Genomic DNA, 17523 nt, shown 5'->3' with positions numbered 1-17523 from the left:
CACTCAAGGAACAGCCCCATGCTCAAGAATCTGACCATTGGCGTTCGACTCACCCTCGGCTTTGGCCTGTTGGCGGCCTTGCTGCTGGGGGTGGCGGCGCTGGCTTATCTGCGCATCCAGGACATTGACTCTTCGGTACAAACCATCAGCCGCGTCAACCTGCCCAAAGTGGAGCAGGCACACGCCGCGATTGATCAGGTGAATGTCACCGCCCGCGCCATCCGCAACGCCATGCTGGTGAAAACAACGGACGAAGCACAAAAAGAATTTGACCGTCTCACCCAGGCACGCAAGGAAACCACCGAACTGTATGCCAAGCTGGACAAGGCGATTACCAGCGCCGAAGGGCGCAAAATGTTCGACACCGTGCTGGAAACGCGCAAGATCACCGTGGCAGACCAAGACAAGGTAATCAGCCTGTTCAAGGCCGGCCACAAAGATGAAGCAGCTGATTTTCTGATCAATCAGGTGCGCAAGAGCCAGGCCGACTACATCCGCGCACTGGAAGTCCTGATCCGCCATGAAACCGAGCTGATGGAGCAAGCCACCGAACACAGCAATGCACTGGTGGACTCCACCGCCCGCTTGCTGCTGATCATGGCTGGCGTGGCACTGGCGGTGGCTGCCATTGGCGCCATCACCGTCACCCGCAGCATCACCGGCCCGGTCAGCGAAGCAGTGGCTGCCACCAAACGGCTGGCCGAAGGCGACCTGACGCTGAATACCCGCAGCGACCGCCGCGACGAAATGGGCCATCTGATGAATGCCCTGCAAGACATGATCGACAAGCTCGCCCACATCATCGGTGAGGTCAATCAAGCCGGCGGCTCGCTCAACAGCGCCGCCCAGCAGGTGTCGGCCACCGCGCAAAGCCTGTCGCAATCGTCGTCCGAACAGGCCGCTGCCGTGGAAGAAACCACCGCCAGCATCGAAGAAATGACCGCCAGCGTGAACCAGAACAGCGACAACGCCCGCGTCACCAACGATATGGCGCTGAAATCGGCCGACGAAGCGCGCGAAGGCGGCGCCGCCGTACGTGAAACAGTGGACGCCATGAAGAAAATCGCCGACAAGATCGGCATCATCGACGACATCGCCTACCAGACCAATCTGCTGGCACTGAACGCCGCGATTGAGGCCGCCCGCGCTGGCGAACACGGCAAGGGCTTTGCCGTGGTGGCGGCAGAGGTGCGCAAGCTGGCCGAACGCAGCCAGGTGGCCGCGCAGGAAATCAGCCAGGTGGCCGGCTCGTCGGTGCGCATGGCAGAAAAAGCCGGTGAATTGCTCGACGAAATGGTGCCCAGCATCCAGCGCACCTCCGATCTGGTACAGGAAATCTCCGCCGCCTCGGGCGAGCAATCCTCGGCCACCGCGCAAATCAACAACGCCATGGGCCAACTGAACCAGGCCACCCAGCAAAATGCCTCGGCCTCGGAGCAACTGGCCGCCACCGCCGAAGAAATGAGCGCACAGGCCGACCAGCTGCAAACGCTGATGGAATTCTTCCGCCTCAGCGGGGCGCCGTCAGCGCGCCGCAGCAGCGGCAACAGCCGCACCACCCGAACCGCCAGCCGCAGCGCAGTACCGGCCACGCCTCAAGTCAAAGCCGTCCCGGCCGCCGCCCCGGTCAGCGAACAGGATTTTGAACGCTTCTGACGGCGTAGCGCCCGCCCATAAAAAAACCGCCGAGGTCTTCGGCGGTTTTTTTATGGGCGACAAGCTTAAGCAGCCCCAGGCTCAGCCCTGATTTTCTGCTTCACGGGCGGCGATTTCCGCGTGAATCTGCGCCATATCCAGCTCGGCCACTTGTTGCAACAGCGTTTCCAGCTGGCCAGCCGACAGCGCGCCGGCCTGATTGAACAGCAGCACCTGCTCGCGGAACACCATCAGCGTCGGAATCGAACGGATGTTCAGCTCGCCAGCCAGCTGCTGCTGTTCTTCGGTGTTAACCTTGGCGAACACCACATCGGCGTGCTTGGCCGCTGCGGCCTCAAACGTGGGGGCAAAGCTGCGGCAGGGACCACACCACGGCGCCCAAAAATCAATGATCACGGTTTTGTCGGCGGCGATGGCGTCGTTGAAAGTGTCAGCGGTGAGTTCGAGAACGGCCATGATGGCTTCCTTCTTGGCGGGGGCAATACCAGCAGGGTAGCGGAATCCGGCCGGGGCGGTGATGGTATTTCCCTGTCACAACGATAGTTTTACGCTATGACCGACCGGCCGGGCAAAAGCCGGCTACAATTCAGCCTGATTGTCTACACGGGCGCAGGTCGCCCACAGCCGGGATTCCATGCATACCGACCGCTTTTTTGCCCCTTGTCCGCGCGGACTGGAAGGGGTGCTTGCCGAAGAACTGGACACGCTGGGCGCGTCCGCCATCGAAACCGCCGACGGCGGCGTGGCCTTTGCCGGTGATTTCACCGTGATGATGCGCGCCAATCTGCACTCGCGCTTTGCCAGCCGTATTCTGTGGCGGTTGGGCGGCGGGCGTTGCCGCACCGAGGCCGAGCTGTACCGCGCCGCCAGCGGCATCGACTGGCCCTTGCTGTTTAATGTCGAGCGCACCATCAAGGTCAAGACCGACGCCATCCGCAGCCCGCTGAAAAGCCTGGAGTTCGCCTCGCTGAAAATCAAGGACGCGGTGTGCGATGTGTTCCGCCAGCGCACCGGCCAGCGCCCCAGCGTGGACACCCGCGCGCCGGACGTGCGCATTCACGCCTTTCTGACCGCCGACACCGCCACGCTATACCTGGACACCTCGGGCGAGGCGCTGTTCAAGCGCGGCTGGCGGCGGGAAACCCAGGAAGCCCCGCTGCGGGAAAACCTGGCCGCCGGCATTCTGCGCCTGAGCGGCTGGCAACCGGGCGAGCCCTTGCTCGACCCGATGTGCGGTAGCGGCACGTTTTTGGTGGAAGCCGCCGACATGGCGCTGAACCGCGCGCCAGGCCGCACCCGCACATTTGGTTTTGAGAAGCTCAATGGCTTTGTGCCGGCGCGCTGGCGCACGCTGCAAGACGAGGCGCACGCCGCCGAGCGGCCGGCCGCGCCGCTGCCGATCTGGGGCAGTGACCGCTACCGCCCGGCGCTGGACAGCGCCCGGCAAAATCTGGAAGCCGCCGGGCTGACCGGCTGCGTGCAGCTGGACTGCCGCGACGTGCTGGAAAGCCGCCCGCCGGCCGAGCACGGCGTGGTGGTGTGCAACCCGCCCTACGGCGTGCGGCTGGACGACCAGGACCGCCTGGCCGAGTTGTACCCGCGCCTGGGCGACTGGCTGAAACAGCATTGGTCGGGCTGGAATGCGTTTTTCTTTACCGCCGACTTGCGGCTGGCCAAGCTGATCCGCCTGTCGGCCAGCCGGCGCACGCCCTTGTTCAATGGCGCGCTGGAGTGCCGGCTGTTTGCCTACAAGATGGTGGCTGGCGGCAACCGCAAAGCGTAAGCGCCGCTCAGCCGCCCCGCTGGGGCGGGTGCGCTGTCCGGTGCCTACCGGACAGCGCCATTCACACACGCTTCAAGACGCCGCGCCATCTGTAGCGCTGAGCGCTTCGGCCATACTGGCGGCCTCGATGTCGGCAACATTGTCCACCGCGTCGTCCAGCGCCACCGGCTCGGGCGCGGCGCCGTCCAGTCGGCCCAGCACGCGGTATTCGATATCCAGGGTCAATTCGTCGATGCGCACAATCGCCAGTCGCACCTTGTCGCCGGCTTGCAGGCCGTCGGGCAGGCCGGACAGGCGGGTGGCCATTGGCAGGCCGTCGATGCGCACCAGGTCTTCCTTGACGTAGGTGGCAATCGGCTCGCTGACGCCTTCCTGGGTGAACCAGCGCAGGCACCAGAAGCGTTCCATTTGATCCTGGAACTGGTTGTAGGCGCTGTAGGCGGCGTCAAAGTCGCGCAGGATGGCGTACAGGCGGGCGTCGCCAGGCGGGAAGGCGGCCGGTTCGCCGCGAATCATCGCCACCAGCTGGCGCTGGTTGACAAAGTCCACCGCGCGGCGCAGCGGCGAGCTGGACCAGGCGTATTGCGCCACGCCCAGGCCGACGTGCGGCTGGGCGGTGGTGACCATTTTCACCTTGCCCTGGGTTTGCGCGCGGTAAATCGCCGGGAAGCCGGCGCGATCCAGCTCGCCGCCCCATTCGCAGTTGACCAGAATCATCAGCTCGGACACCAGCTTGTCCATCGGCGCGCCGCGCTTGCGGCGGGTGATGATGACCTTGCCGTCTTCGATGGCGAAGTTGTAATCCAGCTGCGGCGGCCGGGTCGGGTCGGCCTTGCCGCGCCGCACTTCCAGCGCGTTGGCGAATTCCCACAGCCAGCGCAGCTCGGCTTTATATGGGTAGTCCACGCCGGGGTCGTTGGCCAGGGTGTCTTCGTTGAACAGCGGCTCCAGCGTGTCGTGGCGCAGGTTGGCGGCGACAAACACCTGCTCGACCCGGCTTTCGTGGCTGAGCACGGTGAAATCCGGGGCGACTTCCAGATACATGCTCACCGCCGGGCAGTGCTGGCCTTCTTTCAGGGTGAAGGCATTCACCGCGTCGTCCGGCAGCATGGTGATCTTGTCGCCGGGGAAGTACACGGTGGACAGGCGGTTATACACCAGTTTTTCCAGCTCGCTGTCCACGCCAATGCCCAGCGTCGGCGCGGCGATGTGCACGCCCACGCGCCAGTTGCCGTTGTCCAGGCGGGTGAGCGAGAAGGCGTCGTCGATTTCGGTGGTGGCGGCATCGTCAATCGAAAACGCCTGCACGCCGGCATCGACCAGCTCGCCGGGGGCTTGCGCCGGCGCATAGGCCGAAAACCCCCGACCCTTGGGGAAGTGCTCCATCAGGAAACCGGCCAGCAGATAGTCCGGCACCGACGGAATGCCGCCAGCAGCGGCCACCAGGCGCAGGGGCGGCTGGTTGGCGTCGCGGCTGGCGGCGTCCAGGGCTTTCCATTCCAGGGTGTTTTTGTCCGGGCGGTGCAAGAGCGTCATCAGCTGGCTGCGCAGCGCCTCGGGGATGTTTCCGGCGCGCAGCTGGGCGGCCCATTCGTCGATTTGCAGCTGCTGCTGGCGACGTTTTTCCTGGCCGGCCAGCGCGGCCTTGAGGGTGTCTTCCGGCGCGGCTTTGTAGTGGCCACGGCCCTTGCGGTAGAAATACATCGGCGCACCATGCAGGCGCAGGGCGATGGCGGCGGCCTCGATGGCCGACGGCGCATGGCCCCAGTAATCAGCGGCCAGTGCTTCAAACTGGAATTCATCCGCGCCGCAGCATTCCCACAGGAAATCCACGTCGATGTCCGCCGCAGCGGTTTCGGCCTGCGGCAAAAAGTCCGCCAGCGGCGAAGTGAACTTCAGCAGCACATGGGCGGTTTTGATTTTGCTGCGCTTGCCGTGCGGCGCTTCGACTTGCAGGCTGGCGTCGGTGGAGGACATGACGGCGCCAACCTTGAAGCCGCCGTCTTCTTCGTAAAACACATTCATCGTGGGAGTCCCGCGCGGGAGAGTGGCTAGCCCACCAGTATACCAGCAGCGCTGTGGGGCTTAGCGCCGCTGACAAAACTCGGCGCAACGTTCCGGCCAGGCACGGTGATCCTAAACAGGACAGGACGTAGGGCAAGATCACACAACGATGCCAGGGGGGTTGGCGAGCGGCTGTGACTGAACGGGGACAGCCGCAGGCAATGTCAGCACTGGCCAGACGCGCATCTTGGCCGTTGGGGTTTTCCGGTATCATGCGCCATTCTTCCGGCCGTCTGGCTGGTGGCAATCAATTGAGTTGTCTGGAGTTTTGCAGAGTATGGCGTCTAGAAAAGCGCATCACGCCTCGGGCGTGGCCGCTGGGGTGCTGGCGGCGTTGCTGGTGGTTCGTGCTGGGGCGGGCGGGCCGTTTCAGCTGTGGGCGATCGTGGCCTTGTTTGCCGGGGCCTGGGGCGGCACCGCGCCGGATTGGCTGGAGGTTGCGTGGTGGCGCAGCCGAGGCCAGCGCGGCGCACAGCGCTTGTGGATCAAGCACCGTACGCTGACACACTGGGGCGTGCCCTGGGTGTTGCTGCTGTGCGGCTCGTATATCAGCCTGGGCAGCGCCTGGTGGGCGCCAGCGGCGTTTGGCTTTGCTGCTGGCGGAGTGATGCACCTGCTGGCCGACTGGCCCAATCCGATGGGGGTGCCGTGGCTGTTTCGCCGCCATTCGCTGGCCATGTGGACCAGCGGCAGCTTTGAGGTGCTGATTATTGTCTTGTCGTGGGCGGCGTGCGCGCTGCTGGCCGACGGCATGCTGTTTGGCGGCCAACATACCGGCAATATGTTCCGTGCCTTGTCTACCTTGATCTGAACACGTCCAAGCCACGCTAACTTATTCATTCACGCCCGGCCTGCGCCGGGCGTTTTGCATGCGCTCAGCCCTCGTTGCGCGCCAGCCGCTCCATGGCGGCGCGCAGAGCCGGGCTGGCAATTTGCGCTGCCGCGCGGCTGAGCGATTCGCGTGCGTGTGGGGTCAGCGCAATCTGCTTGGCCGGGCGCGGCGGCTCGGGCTCGTCCACATGCACCTTCACCCGCAGCGCGCCCACGTCCAGGCCGCGTTGGCGCAGGGCGTGAATCAGGTGGTCGGCCAAGAGGCGCAGCTTGGTGGCAGCGCCGCCGTTGCGGGCGTACACCAGCACTTCGCCTTGTTCGATGCGCACCACGCGAAACAGCCCGGCCAGGCCGGGCGGCAGCGCGCCCTGCATCACCGCCGTGGCGCGCTGGTTCAGCCGCACGGCGGCAAACAGGCGCTTGAGCCGGGCGTCGCGGCTGGCAATGTCGGTGAACGGGCTGGCGCTCATGAGGGGGCTTGAAAAAGGCGGGAGATGGGTCGATTTTAGCATGGCTGCGCGCGCCGGCCCGAGCTTGGCGCATGGGGCCGGCCCGGCCGCCCAGCGCTTGCCCCTTTAGACTTTGTGGTCATTCACGCCATCCCGGCTCACCCGGCTGTGCTAGAATTTTCAGAATTTTTTTTACGGTCTCTGGCCGAAAGCCTTCCATGATTTCCTCCCTGCTCAAAAAAGTGTTCGGCAGCCGCAACGACCGGCTGGTCAAGCAATATCGGCAAACCGTGGCGCGCATCAATGCGCTGGAGAGCGGCCTCACCGGCCTGAGCGACGAGGCGCTGGGCGCCAAGACGGCGGAGTTCCGCCAACGCCTGGCCAATGGCGAAACACTGGAGCAACTGCTGCCAGAGGCCTTTGCCGTTTGCCGTGAAGCCAGCCGCCGCGCCATGGGCATGCGCCATTTCGACGTGCAGCTGATTGGCGGCATGGTGCTCAACGACGGCAAGATTGCCGAAATGCGCACCGGCGAAGGCAAAACGCTGGTGGCCACCCTGCCGGCCTACCTGAATGCGCTGACCGGCAACGGCGTGCACATCGTCACCGTCAACGACTACCTGGCCAGCCGCGATGCAGCGCTGATGGCGCCCTTGTATGAGTTCCTGGGCCTGAGCGTGGGGGTGAACCTGTCGCAGATGTCGCACGAGGCCAAACAAGCGGCCTATGGCGCCGACATCACCTACGGCACCAATAATGAATTCGGCTTTGACTACCTGCGCGACAATATGGTGTTCAGCCTGGCCGAGAAGGTGCAGCGCAAACTGGCGTTTGCCGTGGTCGATGAGGTGGACTCGATCCTGATTGACGAGGCGCGCACGCCGCTGCTGATTTCTGGCCCGGCCGACGACAATGTCGAGATGTACCAGCGCATGAACGGCGTGCCGGCCATGCTGACCCGGCAAACCGAGGAAGAAGGCTCGGGCGATTACTGGGTGGACGAAAAAGCCCATACGGTAATGCTGTCGGAAGCCGGCCACGAGCGCGCCGAAGCCATCCTCACCGAGCAGGGCCTGCTGGCGGTGGGCGACAGCCTGTATTCGGCCACCAACATCACCCTGATGCACCACCTGATGGCGGCGCTGCGCGCGCATGCGCTGTACCACCGCGACCAGCACTATGTGGTGCAAAACGACGAAGTGGTGATTGTCGATGAATTCACCGGCCGGCTGATGTCCGGGCGGCGCTGGAGCGAGGGCCTGCATCAGGCGGTGGAAGCCAAGGAAGGCGTCACCATCAACCGCGAAAACCAGACGCTGGCGTCGATCACCTTCCAGAATTACTTCCGGCTGTACCGCAAGCTGTCGGGCATGACCGGCACCGCCGACACCGAAGCCTATGAGTTCCAGCAGATTTACGGCCTGGAAACCGTGGTGATCCCCACCAACAAGCCGATGATCCGCAAAGATAATCTGGACTTGGTGTACCGCACCAACCCGGAAAAATACCGCGCCATCGTCGCCGACATCCGCGACTGCCAGCAGCGCGGCCAGCCGGTGCTGGTGGGCACCACCTCGATTGAAAGCTCCGAGCTGCTGTCCAACTTCCTCAAGCAGGAAAAACTGGCGCACGAAGTGCTGAACGCCAAACAGCACGCCCGCGAGGCGGATATTGTGGCGCAGGCCGGCCGCGCCGGCGCCATCACCATCGCCACCAATATGGCCGGTCGCGGCACCGACATCGTGCTGGGCGGCAGCATCGCCAGCGAGCTGAAGGCGCTGGCGGCGGACGACAGCCTGAGCGAAGCCGAGCGCGCCAGCCGCACCGCTGCGCTGAAGGCGGAATGGCAGCAGCGCCACGACGCCGTGCTGGCCGCTGGCGGCCTGCACATCATCGGCACCGAACGCCACGAATCGCGCCGCATCGACAACCAGCTGCGCGGCCGTTCCGGCCGTCAGGGCGACCCCGGCTCCAGCCGCTTCTACCTGAGCCTGGAAGACCCGCTCTTGCGCATTTTTGCCTCGGAGCGCGTGTCCGCCATCATGGAACGGCTGAAAATGCCGGAAGGCGAGGCCATCGAGCACACCTGGGTGACCCGCGCCATCGAAAACGCCCAGCGCAAGGTGGAAGGCCGCAACTTTGACATCCGCAAGCAATTGCTGGAATACGACGACGTCGCCAACGACCAGCGCAAGGTGATTTACCAGCAGCGCAACGACATTCTGGACACCCCGGATGTGTCGGACATGGTGGCCAATATGCGCCAGGCGGCGCTGGGCGCGCTGTTTGATCTGTATCTGCCGCCGGGCTCGATTGAAGAGCAATGGGACGCCACCGGCCTGGAAAAAGCGCTGGAAGCCGAATACCAGCTGCAAGCGCCGCTCAGCGAGTGGATGAAGGCCGCGCCGGACGCCGAGCTGGACTCCCTGCGCGAACAGCTGATCGCCCTGGGCGAGGCGCACTACCAGGCCAAGGTGGATCTGGCTGGCGAAACCACCATGCGCCAGTTTGAGCATGCCGTGCTGCTGCAACATCTGGATCAGCACTGGCGCGAACACCTGGCCGCGCTGGACCACCTGCGCCAGGGCATTCACCTGCGCGGCTACGCGCAAAAGAACCCCAAGCAGGAGTACAAGCGCGAGGCATTCGAGCTGTTCTCGCACATGCTGGATTCGATCAAGCGCGATGTGGCGCAGCTGCTGTTCACCGTGCGCATTCAAAGCGCCGAAGAAGTGGCCGCCATGGAAGCCGAAGAGCAGCGCCAGCGGCCGATGCAGTTCCAGCATGCTGATTTTGACGCAGCGCTGGGTGAAGACGCCATGGAAGCGCTGGCCAGCAGTGCCAGTGACGACGATAACCCGTTCAGCCCGGAAGCGCTGGCCGCACAAGGCCTGCGTGTAGGCCGCAACGACCCGTGCCCGTGTGGCTCAGGCAAGAAGTACAAGCAGTGTCATGGCAAGCTGGGTTAATCCAGTCCGCCCACACGCATAACACCCCACACCTTGTTGGTGAGGAACGACGCCAAGGGGTAGTGAGCGGAATCACGCTTCTGAAGCACGACCCTGCACGGGGCCGGTGACCAGTCACCGGCCCCGTGCATTTTTATGCACTTGTTGCGTTTCACATACATTTCTGTTCTTTTATTTAGCCTATTTTTTTGGCGTACTGCGCCAGACAAGCAATACTGCCAAAGGCATAATCCACTGGTAAACAATCAGTTACCGCGCCGCAGAAGATAATCGTTCGCTCGGCTATACCGATATAAACTCATTCCCAGCAGCTGTTCTACGTATATTTACCAATTACGTAAAAACACCAAATCAAGATGCGATTCAAATAAATCGATGCTCGACATGTTAGAATCTGATACATGTCAGACAGAGCCATCTCCACGCAAAAAATCTGAATGGCATTTCAAATATAAGCAAACATGCCAACATCCCATGGCGATGGGAGCCTGATCCTGTGAGGGTTTGATCATGACACGCTTGCTGGATCTGGACAGCACGCCATCACACACCATTACGTCTGCACCACTTGCCTCACCGGCCTTGGATGTTCCTCAATGGCAGCAAATGGGTTATCGGGCCGAGGTAGATGGATTGCGCGCCATCGCCGTATTGAGCGTCATGCTCCACCATGCAGGCCTTGCCTTATTTGATGGTGGGTTCATCGGCGTAGATGTATTTTTTGTCATCAGCGGTTATCTGATCACCCGCATCCTGCTGACAGAATGGGCACAAGGCCGCTTCAGCCTGCTGCAATTTTATGAGCGCCGGGTAAGACGGATTCTACCCGCCTTGTTTTTTATGTTGGTCATGTGCATGTTCATGTCCATGATTTTCTTGTGGCCAGCAGATAACAAATCCTTTTCCCGCAGCCTGGCAGGCACAGCCATATCAATCTCTAATGTGATTTTTTGGCGGGAGAGCGGATATTTTGACAGCAGCGCCAGTTTCAAGCCATTACTGCATACCTGGAGCCTGAGTGTTGAAGAACAGTTTTATCTGATTTTTCCTCTGGGGCTGATGATCATCCTGCGTTGGCAACGGGCATTGACACCCTGGCTGTTGGGCCTGATTGCCTTGCTCAGTCTGGGGTTGGCGCAGTGGCTGGTGCATCGCCATCCGATGATGGCGTTTTTTCTGCTGCCAGGCCGTGCCTGGGAATTGCTGCTGGGCAGCCTGCTTGCCTGGCGACACCAGCATCAGGACGCTTCAAGCGCCCGAGAAAAACAGTTAGGCAGCCTGTTGGGTATGGGCCTGATTGCCTGGGCAATACTGACGTTTGACCAAAACACGCCTTTTCCCGGCCTGGCCGCCCTGCTGCCCACTGCGGGAGCCATCCTGATTATCCATTATGCCCAACCCGGCACCTGGGTTCATCAGCTGTTGTGCCAGCCCATTCTGGTCGGCATCGGGTTGATCAGCTATAGCGCCTACCTTTGGCATCAGCCCCTGCTGGTATTTTCACGTCATTATTTACAAGCTGAGCCTGGCCCGATTTGGATCACCGGTATTCTGCTTGCCACTTTATTGGTGGCTTATTTCAGCTGGCGCTATATTGAACGGCCTTTGCGCAAATCAGACAATATGTCCCGTTCCCATGCCCTGGGTTTGGCACTGACAGGCAGTATTCTCTTTTTTGGCGCAGGCATGCTTGGCTACCACAGCGAAGGATTTTCCCGTTTTTATCCAGCCCAGGTGCAGGCATTGCAACACATTCACCAGAATCCCAATACCCCGGATCATTGCTGGCGCAGACTGTCCCAGGATCAGAATTTTGATCATGCCTGCCACTTGGGTACGCCAGGGCAGCCACCCTCTTTTGTCCTGCTGGGCGACAGCCATGCTGGATCACTGAGTGCCGCATTGGATCAGGCCAGCCGGGCTCAACATCTGGCAGGACTGGATTTCAGTTTCAGAAGCTGCTTACCCGTGATCCACAGCACCTATCAGGCCAAAGACGCAACGGCACGCACCTGCAGTGCATTGCGCCAGTTATTTTTTGCCCCGAACCAGCTGGCATCCTGGCCAGAAACGGTGATTCTGGTTGGACGCTGGACGCTGGCCATGGAGCGACATCGACCAAACAATGGGGAAGGCGGGCAAGAGCCCGGAGGCGATTACACACTGGAAAGCCAGCGGACAGCCAGCGAAGGCTATACACGTGCCCTGGCCCAGGACTATGCGGATACCGTGCACACCCTGCTGAAATCCGGCAAAAAAGTCATCCTGGTGTACCCGATTCCGGAAATGGCCTGGGATGTTCCCCAGCGCCTGGCACAGCTTTACATGCGTCACGGCCGCCTGCAGCCTGATGATGCGTCGGTCAGCGTGCAATACATCAAACAGCGTAATCAGCGCGCAGAAGCAGCGCTGGATGCCATTGGTGAGCAACCAGGCTTGTCACGAGTCCGCCCAAGCAATATTTTGTGCCATCGTGCAATCAAGGATCGCTGCGTGGCACATACCGCTGGTGCTCCGGTTTATTTTGACAACAATCACCTGAGCATCACCGGCGCCAAACCCATCGTAGACGCCATCACCCAACAGCTTGTTGCCGAAAAACACTGATCTCGCGCAAAAAACTCAGCAAAGCGATTCTGGCCAGGATGTGGCGCCAGGCAGTACGAGAAACACAACAAGGCCACACGACAGCGCCAATGGGGGGTAATGCCCCCTCAAAACATATGTGCGGATTTCCGCACATATGTTAATACAACCCGGCGAAAATCTGCACACACCGCCCTGCCCAAAGAAAAATCTCTCATTTTATTCAATAGCTTGCCCATCCTCTGCGCATGGCACGCTTCCTGCCAAAGTAGCTGAGCACAGCAGCGCCGCTGCGCCCTGTGCAGAGCCGCTCACAAAACTCAGCGCAGCACTCCTGGCAAGGCGCATGACCGCAGACAGTACAGGTAGTACGGCAAGGTCGGGCAACGACGCCAGGCGGGTTTTGTTAGCCACTCTTACAACCAAAATCAGAGGAGAAACTCATGCGCACATCCATCCGCCTGTCCCTGCTGGCCGCCAGCCTGCTGGCCGCCCCCTTGGCGCTGGCCAACCCTGACGTGGTGCGTCTGGGCAATCTGAAGTTTGCCCATTACGGCGCGGTGTCCTACATGAAGGATTACTGCGGCAAGTACAACCTCAAGGTGGAAGAACGCATGTTCCCCAAGGGCCCGGACATCATGCCGGCGATTGTCGCCGGCGAGATCGACGTGGCCGCGCTGGCCTCGGACGGGGCGATTTCTGGCCGCGCCAATGGCGTGCCGATTTACACCGTGGCCGGTTTTGCCAAGGGCGGCGCGCGCATCGTGGCTGGGGTGGACAGCGGCATCAAGAACATTCAGGGGCTGAAGGGCAAAAAGGTGGGCGTCACCCGTGGCGGCGCGCATGAGCTCTTGCTGTACGCCGAGCTGGAAAAAGCCGGCCTGAGCTGGTCGGACAAGCCGGGCAAGGATGTGCAGATTGTTTTCCTGGCCTTTGCCGACCTGAACCAGGCGCTGGCCGCCAAGCAGATCGACGCCATGTGTCAGTCCGAGCCGCAATCCTCGCAGGCGATCAATAAAAAATTCGGCGTGGAAATCATGAAGCCGTACACCACCAAGATGGGCGAGCCGGTGCGCCTGCTGGTGATGACGGAAAAACTCTACAACGAGAAAAAAGACGTCGCCCAGCGCCTGATGAAGTGTTTTGTCGATAGTACGGCGCAGTTCAACAAAGATAGCGCCCTGGCAGAAAAATACGTGCGCGAGCAGATGTTCAAGGGCCAGATCACCCCGCAGGACTTCAAAGACGCCATGGACAATGCCGACTACACCTACGATGTGTCGCTGGAGCACGTCGACATCACCACTGATTACATGCAGAAATACGGCGTCGGCCGCATGGCCAAGCCGCCCAAGGCGGCAGAGTGGGTGAAGCTGGATCTGCTGCAAAAGGCCAAGGCCGAGCTGAAGGTGAAGTGAGACGGCCATGAACAAACTCAAATCGCTGATGCATGGCGCGCTGGCCCCGGTGCTGGTGTTGCTGGTGTGGGAGGCCTGCGCGCGCGCCGGGCTGTTTTCGGCCGTGGTGATGCCAGCGCCGTCGGCAGTGGCGGCCAAGTGGTGGGCGTATTTGCTGCCGGCGCAGCCGCAGGCCGAGGGCCAGTCGTATCTGGGCTGGCTGTTGTCGGGCGAATTGCTGCACGACGCCTATTCCAGCCTGTACCGGGTGATTGCCGGCTTTGTGATTGGCGCCGGGCTGGCGCTGCCTTTGGGGCTGGTGATGGGCGCCAACACCCGCATCCATGACTTTTTCAACCCGCTGGTGCAAATCCTGCGCCCGATCCCACCGATTGCTTATATTCCACTGGCCATCTTGTGGTTTGGCCTGGGCAACCCGCCGTCGTTCTTTTTGATCGCCATTGGCGCGTTTTTCCCGGTGCTGATGAACACCATCGCTGGCGTGCGCCACGTGGACGGCATTTATCTGCGCGCGGCGCGCAATCTGGGCGTCAACCAACTGACCCTGTTCACCCGCGTCATCCTGCCGGCGGCCACGCCGTATATCCTGGCCGGCGTGCGCATTGGCATCGGCACGGCGTTTATTGTGGTGATTGTCTCCGAGATGATCGCCGTCAACGATGGCCTGGGTTTCCGCATTCTGGAAGCGCGTGAGTTTATGTGGTCGGACAAAATCATCGCCGGCATGATCACCATCGGCCTCTTGGGCCTGGCCATCGACACCGCCGTCAGCCGCCTGAACAACCATCTGCTGCGCTGGCATCGCGGCCTGGAGCACTAAGATGAGCCAGATTCTGATCAATAATGTGCAAAAAGTGTTCACCACGCCGGGTGGCCCGGTGGTGGCGATGAAAGACATTCAGCTGACCATCCAGCCCGGCGAGTTTGTCTGCCTGCTGGGGCCGTCCGGCTGCGGCAAATCCACCCTGCTGAACGCCGTGGCCGGTTTTCAGCCGCCGTCGGCGGGCGAAATCACCATCGAGGGCAAAAAAATCCTCAGCCCCGGCCCGGATCGCGGCATGGTGTTTCAGGAATACGCGCTGTTTCCGTGGATGACCGTGGCGCAAAACATCGCCTTTGGCCTGGAGGTGCAAAAGAAATCGCGCAGCGACATCGCCCAGACGGTGAATCAGCTGCTGGATTTGCTGCACCTGAAAGACTTTCGCGACCGCTACCCAAAAGACCTCTCCGGCGGCATGCGCCAGCGGGTGGCGATTGCCCGCGTGCTGGCGCTGGATTCGCCGATCATGCTGATGGACGAACCGTTTGGCGCGCTGGACGCGCTGACCCGACGCAATCTGCAAGACGAGCTGCTGCGCATCTGGGAGAAACTGGGCAAGACCATCCTCTTCGTCACGCACTCCATCGAGGAATCGATCTACCTGGCCGACCGCATCGTGGTGATGACCTACCGCCCCGGCACGGTCAAACGCGACCAGATCGTGGACATGCCGCGCCCACGCGACCCGTCATCCGCCGCGTTCAACGCCCTCAAGCGCGAGCTGGGCGCGCTGGTGATGGAGGAGCAACAGCGCCATGCCAATGCCGAGATGAAGCTGGCGGCGGTGGATTAAGCGCCGCTCACGAAACCCGCTGGCGTTGTGGTGTGACCCGCCTGGCCAGGACCGCTTCGCTGGGTTTTGTGCGCGATGCTAAGTTCTCCCGACCTTGCTCCATATACCAGCGCCCTGTTGGCCATTGCGTCCGGCAGGGCGTTTTTACGCTTGCGCCCAAGCCAGTGGTGGCCGATGCTGCCACAGCCCCCCTCTGAAAGCCCGCGATGTCTACGAACGCTCGTCTGCCCGCGCTGGTGTTGGCCGCCGCTGTCTGCCTGTTGCTGGGAGAAACCGGCTATCAGCTGACCCTGAACGCCAATCTGGCCCGTGAGCGCCAGGCCAGTGCCCAGCAGCTGGATGGCCTGGCACTGTCGCTGGAGGCCACCCTCTCGCGGCACGAATCCCTGCCCGGCCTCTTGGCGCTGGACCCTTCCTTGCTGGCGCTGCTGCGCGAGCCGGGCAACCCGGCGCGACAAGCCGCCGCCAATGCCTATCTGGAAGCCGCCCAGCAAGGCGCGGCGGTGGCGGCGGCTTATTTGCTGACGGCCGATGGGCGCACGCTGGCGGCCAGCAATTGGCGGCAGCCGCAAAGCTTTGTGGGCCACCAGTATGCGTTTCGGCCGTATTTTCGCGAGGCGCTGGCCGGTGGGCTGGGGCGGTTTTATGGCGTGGGCGTCACCACGGGCGAGCCGGGGTATTTTCTGGCAGCGCCGGTGCGTGAGGGCAATCAGGTGCGCGGCGTGGTGGCGCTCAAGCTGAATCTGGACGCGCTGGAACAAGCGCTGGCCAGCGCGGGCGACACCCTGCTGCTGGCCGATGGCGACGGCGTGGTGTTTTTGTCGTCGGCGCGCCGCTGGCGTTATCACACGCTCACCCCACTGCCAGCCGCCACCGCCGCGCGACTGGCCAGCACCCGGCAATACGGCGGCCAGCCGATTCCGCCGCTGGCCAATCAGCCAGTGCCACTGAACCCGACAACGCCGGTGCGGCTGGCGCTGGCCGAGGCCCCCGCGCGCGACTGGCTGGTGCATAGCCGCCCAGTGGGCGGGCAAGGTTGGCGACTGGTGCAATTGGGCGACCCCAGCGAGGCGCGCGCCGCCGCCTGGGCAGTGGGCGCCGCCAGCGTGTTCGCCAGCGCCTTTGTGCTGGGTCTGGCCGCCCACCTGCGCCACCGCCAGCGCCGCCGTGAAGAACTGCGCCGGGTGTACGCCGAGCTGGAAGACCGCATCGCCGAGCGCACTGCCGACCTGACCGGGCAGATTGCCGCACTGGAGCGCACCAAGGCGATTCTGCGGGAAACCCGCGACGCCGCCGTGCAGGCCGGTAAGCTGGCCACCCTGGGGCAGATGTCGGCCGGCGTCAGCCACGAGCTGAGCCAGCCGCTGGCGGCGCTGCACACCTTTGCCGACAACGCCCAGGCGCTGCTGGCGCGCGGCCGCTACGACGACGTGGCGGAAAACTTGCAGATGATCAGCGAGCTGATCGACCGCACCGGCCGCATTGTTCGCCAGCTGAAAAGCTTTGCCCGCCAGGAGGCCGCCACCCCGCAGCCGGTGAGCGTGGCCAGCGCCATCCACCACGCGCTGATGATGCTGGAGCCGCGCCGCCGCGAATTGCAGGCGATGTTTCACGTGGAACCATGCGGCGATTTGCAGTTGCTGGCCGAAGCCGGCCGGCTGGAGCAGGTGTTGGTGAACCTGCTGCGCAATGGTCTGGACGCCATGCACGGCCAAACGGCCCCGCAGCTGCATGTGCGCGCCTGGGCCGAGGGCGCCATGGCGCATATTGCCGTGCGCGACCACGGCCCCGGCCTGAGCGCCGACGCCCAGCGCCGGTTGTTCGAGCCGTTTTACACCACCAAGCCGGCCGGCGAAGGGCTGGGCCTGGGGCTGGCGATTTCACTGACCATTGTCGAAAGCTACGGCGGTGCGCTAAACGCGCATAATATGGCCGACGGCGGCGCCGAGTTTGTGCTGAGCCTACCCACCAGTGATGCCTGATTCACGACGGTATGCAGCGACACACGGCCAGCTCGCCAACACGCAAGGTTCAGGCTAGCCCGGCGCCAGATTGCCGGCTAGTAGCCAGTCACCATGATCTGAACAGATAATAGGCACAGCCGCTGCATACAGGACAGCACAACCCCGCTGAGGAAATCACCATGCCCGCCAT

12 protein-coding genes are annotated in these 17523 nt (G+C 62.5%); 9 read left to right on the top strand and 3 right to left on the bottom strand.

Annotated elements, in window-relative coordinates:
- Positions 1 to 18: 18 nt before the first annotated feature.
- Positions 19 to 1656: a methyl-accepting chemotaxis protein gene (locus tag DFR34_RS13420; RefSeq protein WP_110391676.1), complete on the top strand. Its 1638-nt coding sequence runs from the start codon at positions 19 to 21 to the stop codon at positions 1654 to 1656.
- Positions 1657 to 1737: 81 nt separating this feature from the next.
- Here DFR34_RS13420 and trxA read toward each other — a convergent pair whose 3' ends face one another.
- Positions 1738 to 2112: a thioredoxin gene (gene trxA / locus DFR34_RS13415; RefSeq protein WP_110391675.1), complete on the bottom strand. Its 375-nt coding sequence runs from the start codon at positions 2110 to 2112 to the stop codon at positions 1738 to 1740.
- A gap of 178 nt (positions 2113 to 2290) precedes the next feature.
- On the opposite strand from trxA, the gene DFR34_RS13410 reads away from it, so the two are divergent.
- On the top strand, positions 2291 to 3439 hold the full coding sequence (locus DFR34_RS13410; RefSeq protein ID WP_110391674.1) for a THUMP domain-containing class I SAM-dependent RNA methyltransferase: 1149 nt from the start codon (positions 2291 to 2293) through the stop codon (positions 3437 to 3439).
- A gap of 72 nt (positions 3440 to 3511) precedes the next feature.
- On the opposite strand, the gene DFR34_RS13405 is transcribed toward DFR34_RS13410, so the two are convergent.
- Entirely contained in the window at positions 3512 to 5464 is a 1953-nt protein-coding gene (locus DFR34_RS13405; protein ID WP_110391673.1) for a ribonuclease catalytic domain-containing protein, read from the bottom strand.
- Between the two features lie 316 nt (positions 5465 to 5780).
- Here DFR34_RS13405 and DFR34_RS13400 point away from each other — a divergent pair, with 316 nt between their 5' ends.
- Positions 5781 to 6314 (top strand): metal-dependent hydrolase, encoded by a 534-nt coding sequence (locus DFR34_RS13400; RefSeq protein WP_110391672.1) that lies wholly within the window; start codon positions 5781 to 5783, stop codon positions 6312 to 6314.
- Between the two features lie 64 nt (positions 6315 to 6378).
- Here the strand turns inward: DFR34_RS13400 and DFR34_RS13395 are convergent, their stop codons facing one another.
- The gene (locus DFR34_RS13395; protein ID WP_158281832.1) at positions 6379 to 6804 is read right to left on the bottom strand and encodes a DciA family protein; all 426 of its coding nucleotides are present in this window, start codon (positions 6802 to 6804) and stop codon (positions 6379 to 6381) included.
- A 197-nt stretch (positions 6805 to 7001) separates the two neighbouring features.
- On the opposite strand from DFR34_RS13395, the gene secA reads away from it, so the two are divergent.
- The 6 genes from secA to DFR34_RS13365 all read left to right on the top strand — a co-directional run bounded on the left by secA (position 7002) and on the right by DFR34_RS13365 (position 17351).
- Positions 7002 to 9752, top strand: coding sequence for a preprotein translocase subunit SecA (gene secA / locus DFR34_RS13390; RefSeq protein ID WP_110391670.1), 2751 nt, complete (start codon positions 7002 to 7004; stop codon positions 9750 to 9752).
- Positions 9753 to 10262: 510 nt separating this feature from the next.
- Positions 10263 to 12359, top strand: coding sequence for an acyltransferase family protein (locus DFR34_RS13385; protein ID WP_110391669.1), 2097 nt, complete (start codon positions 10263 to 10265; stop codon positions 12357 to 12359).
- A gap of 422 nt (positions 12360 to 12781) precedes the next feature.
- Entirely contained in the window at positions 12782 to 13756 is a 975-nt protein-coding gene (locus DFR34_RS13380) for an ABC transporter substrate-binding protein (RefSeq protein ID WP_110391668.1), read from the top strand.
- Positions 13757 to 13763: 7 nt separating this feature from the next.
- Complete coding sequence (locus DFR34_RS13375; RefSeq protein WP_110391667.1) at positions 13764 to 14576, top strand: ABC transporter permease; 813 nt, start codon at positions 13764 to 13766, stop codon at positions 14574 to 14576.
- A gap of 1 nt (position 14577) precedes the next feature.
- Entirely contained in the window at positions 14578 to 15369 is a 792-nt protein-coding gene (locus DFR34_RS13370; protein WP_110391666.1) for an ABC transporter ATP-binding protein, read from the top strand.
- 206 nt (positions 15370 to 15575) lie between these two features.
- Positions 15576 to 17351, top strand: coding sequence for a sensor histidine kinase (locus DFR34_RS13365; protein ID WP_110391665.1), 1776 nt, complete (start codon positions 15576 to 15578; stop codon positions 17349 to 17351).
- The last annotated feature ends 172 nt before the right edge of the window (positions 17352 to 17523 follow it).

Source organism: Rivihabitans pingtungensis, assembly GCF_003201855.1.
Lineage (GTDB): Bacteria > Pseudomonadota > Gammaproteobacteria > Burkholderiales > Aquaspirillaceae > Rivihabitans > Rivihabitans pingtungensis.
This window is presented reverse-complemented; position numbering and strand designations above follow the sequence as displayed.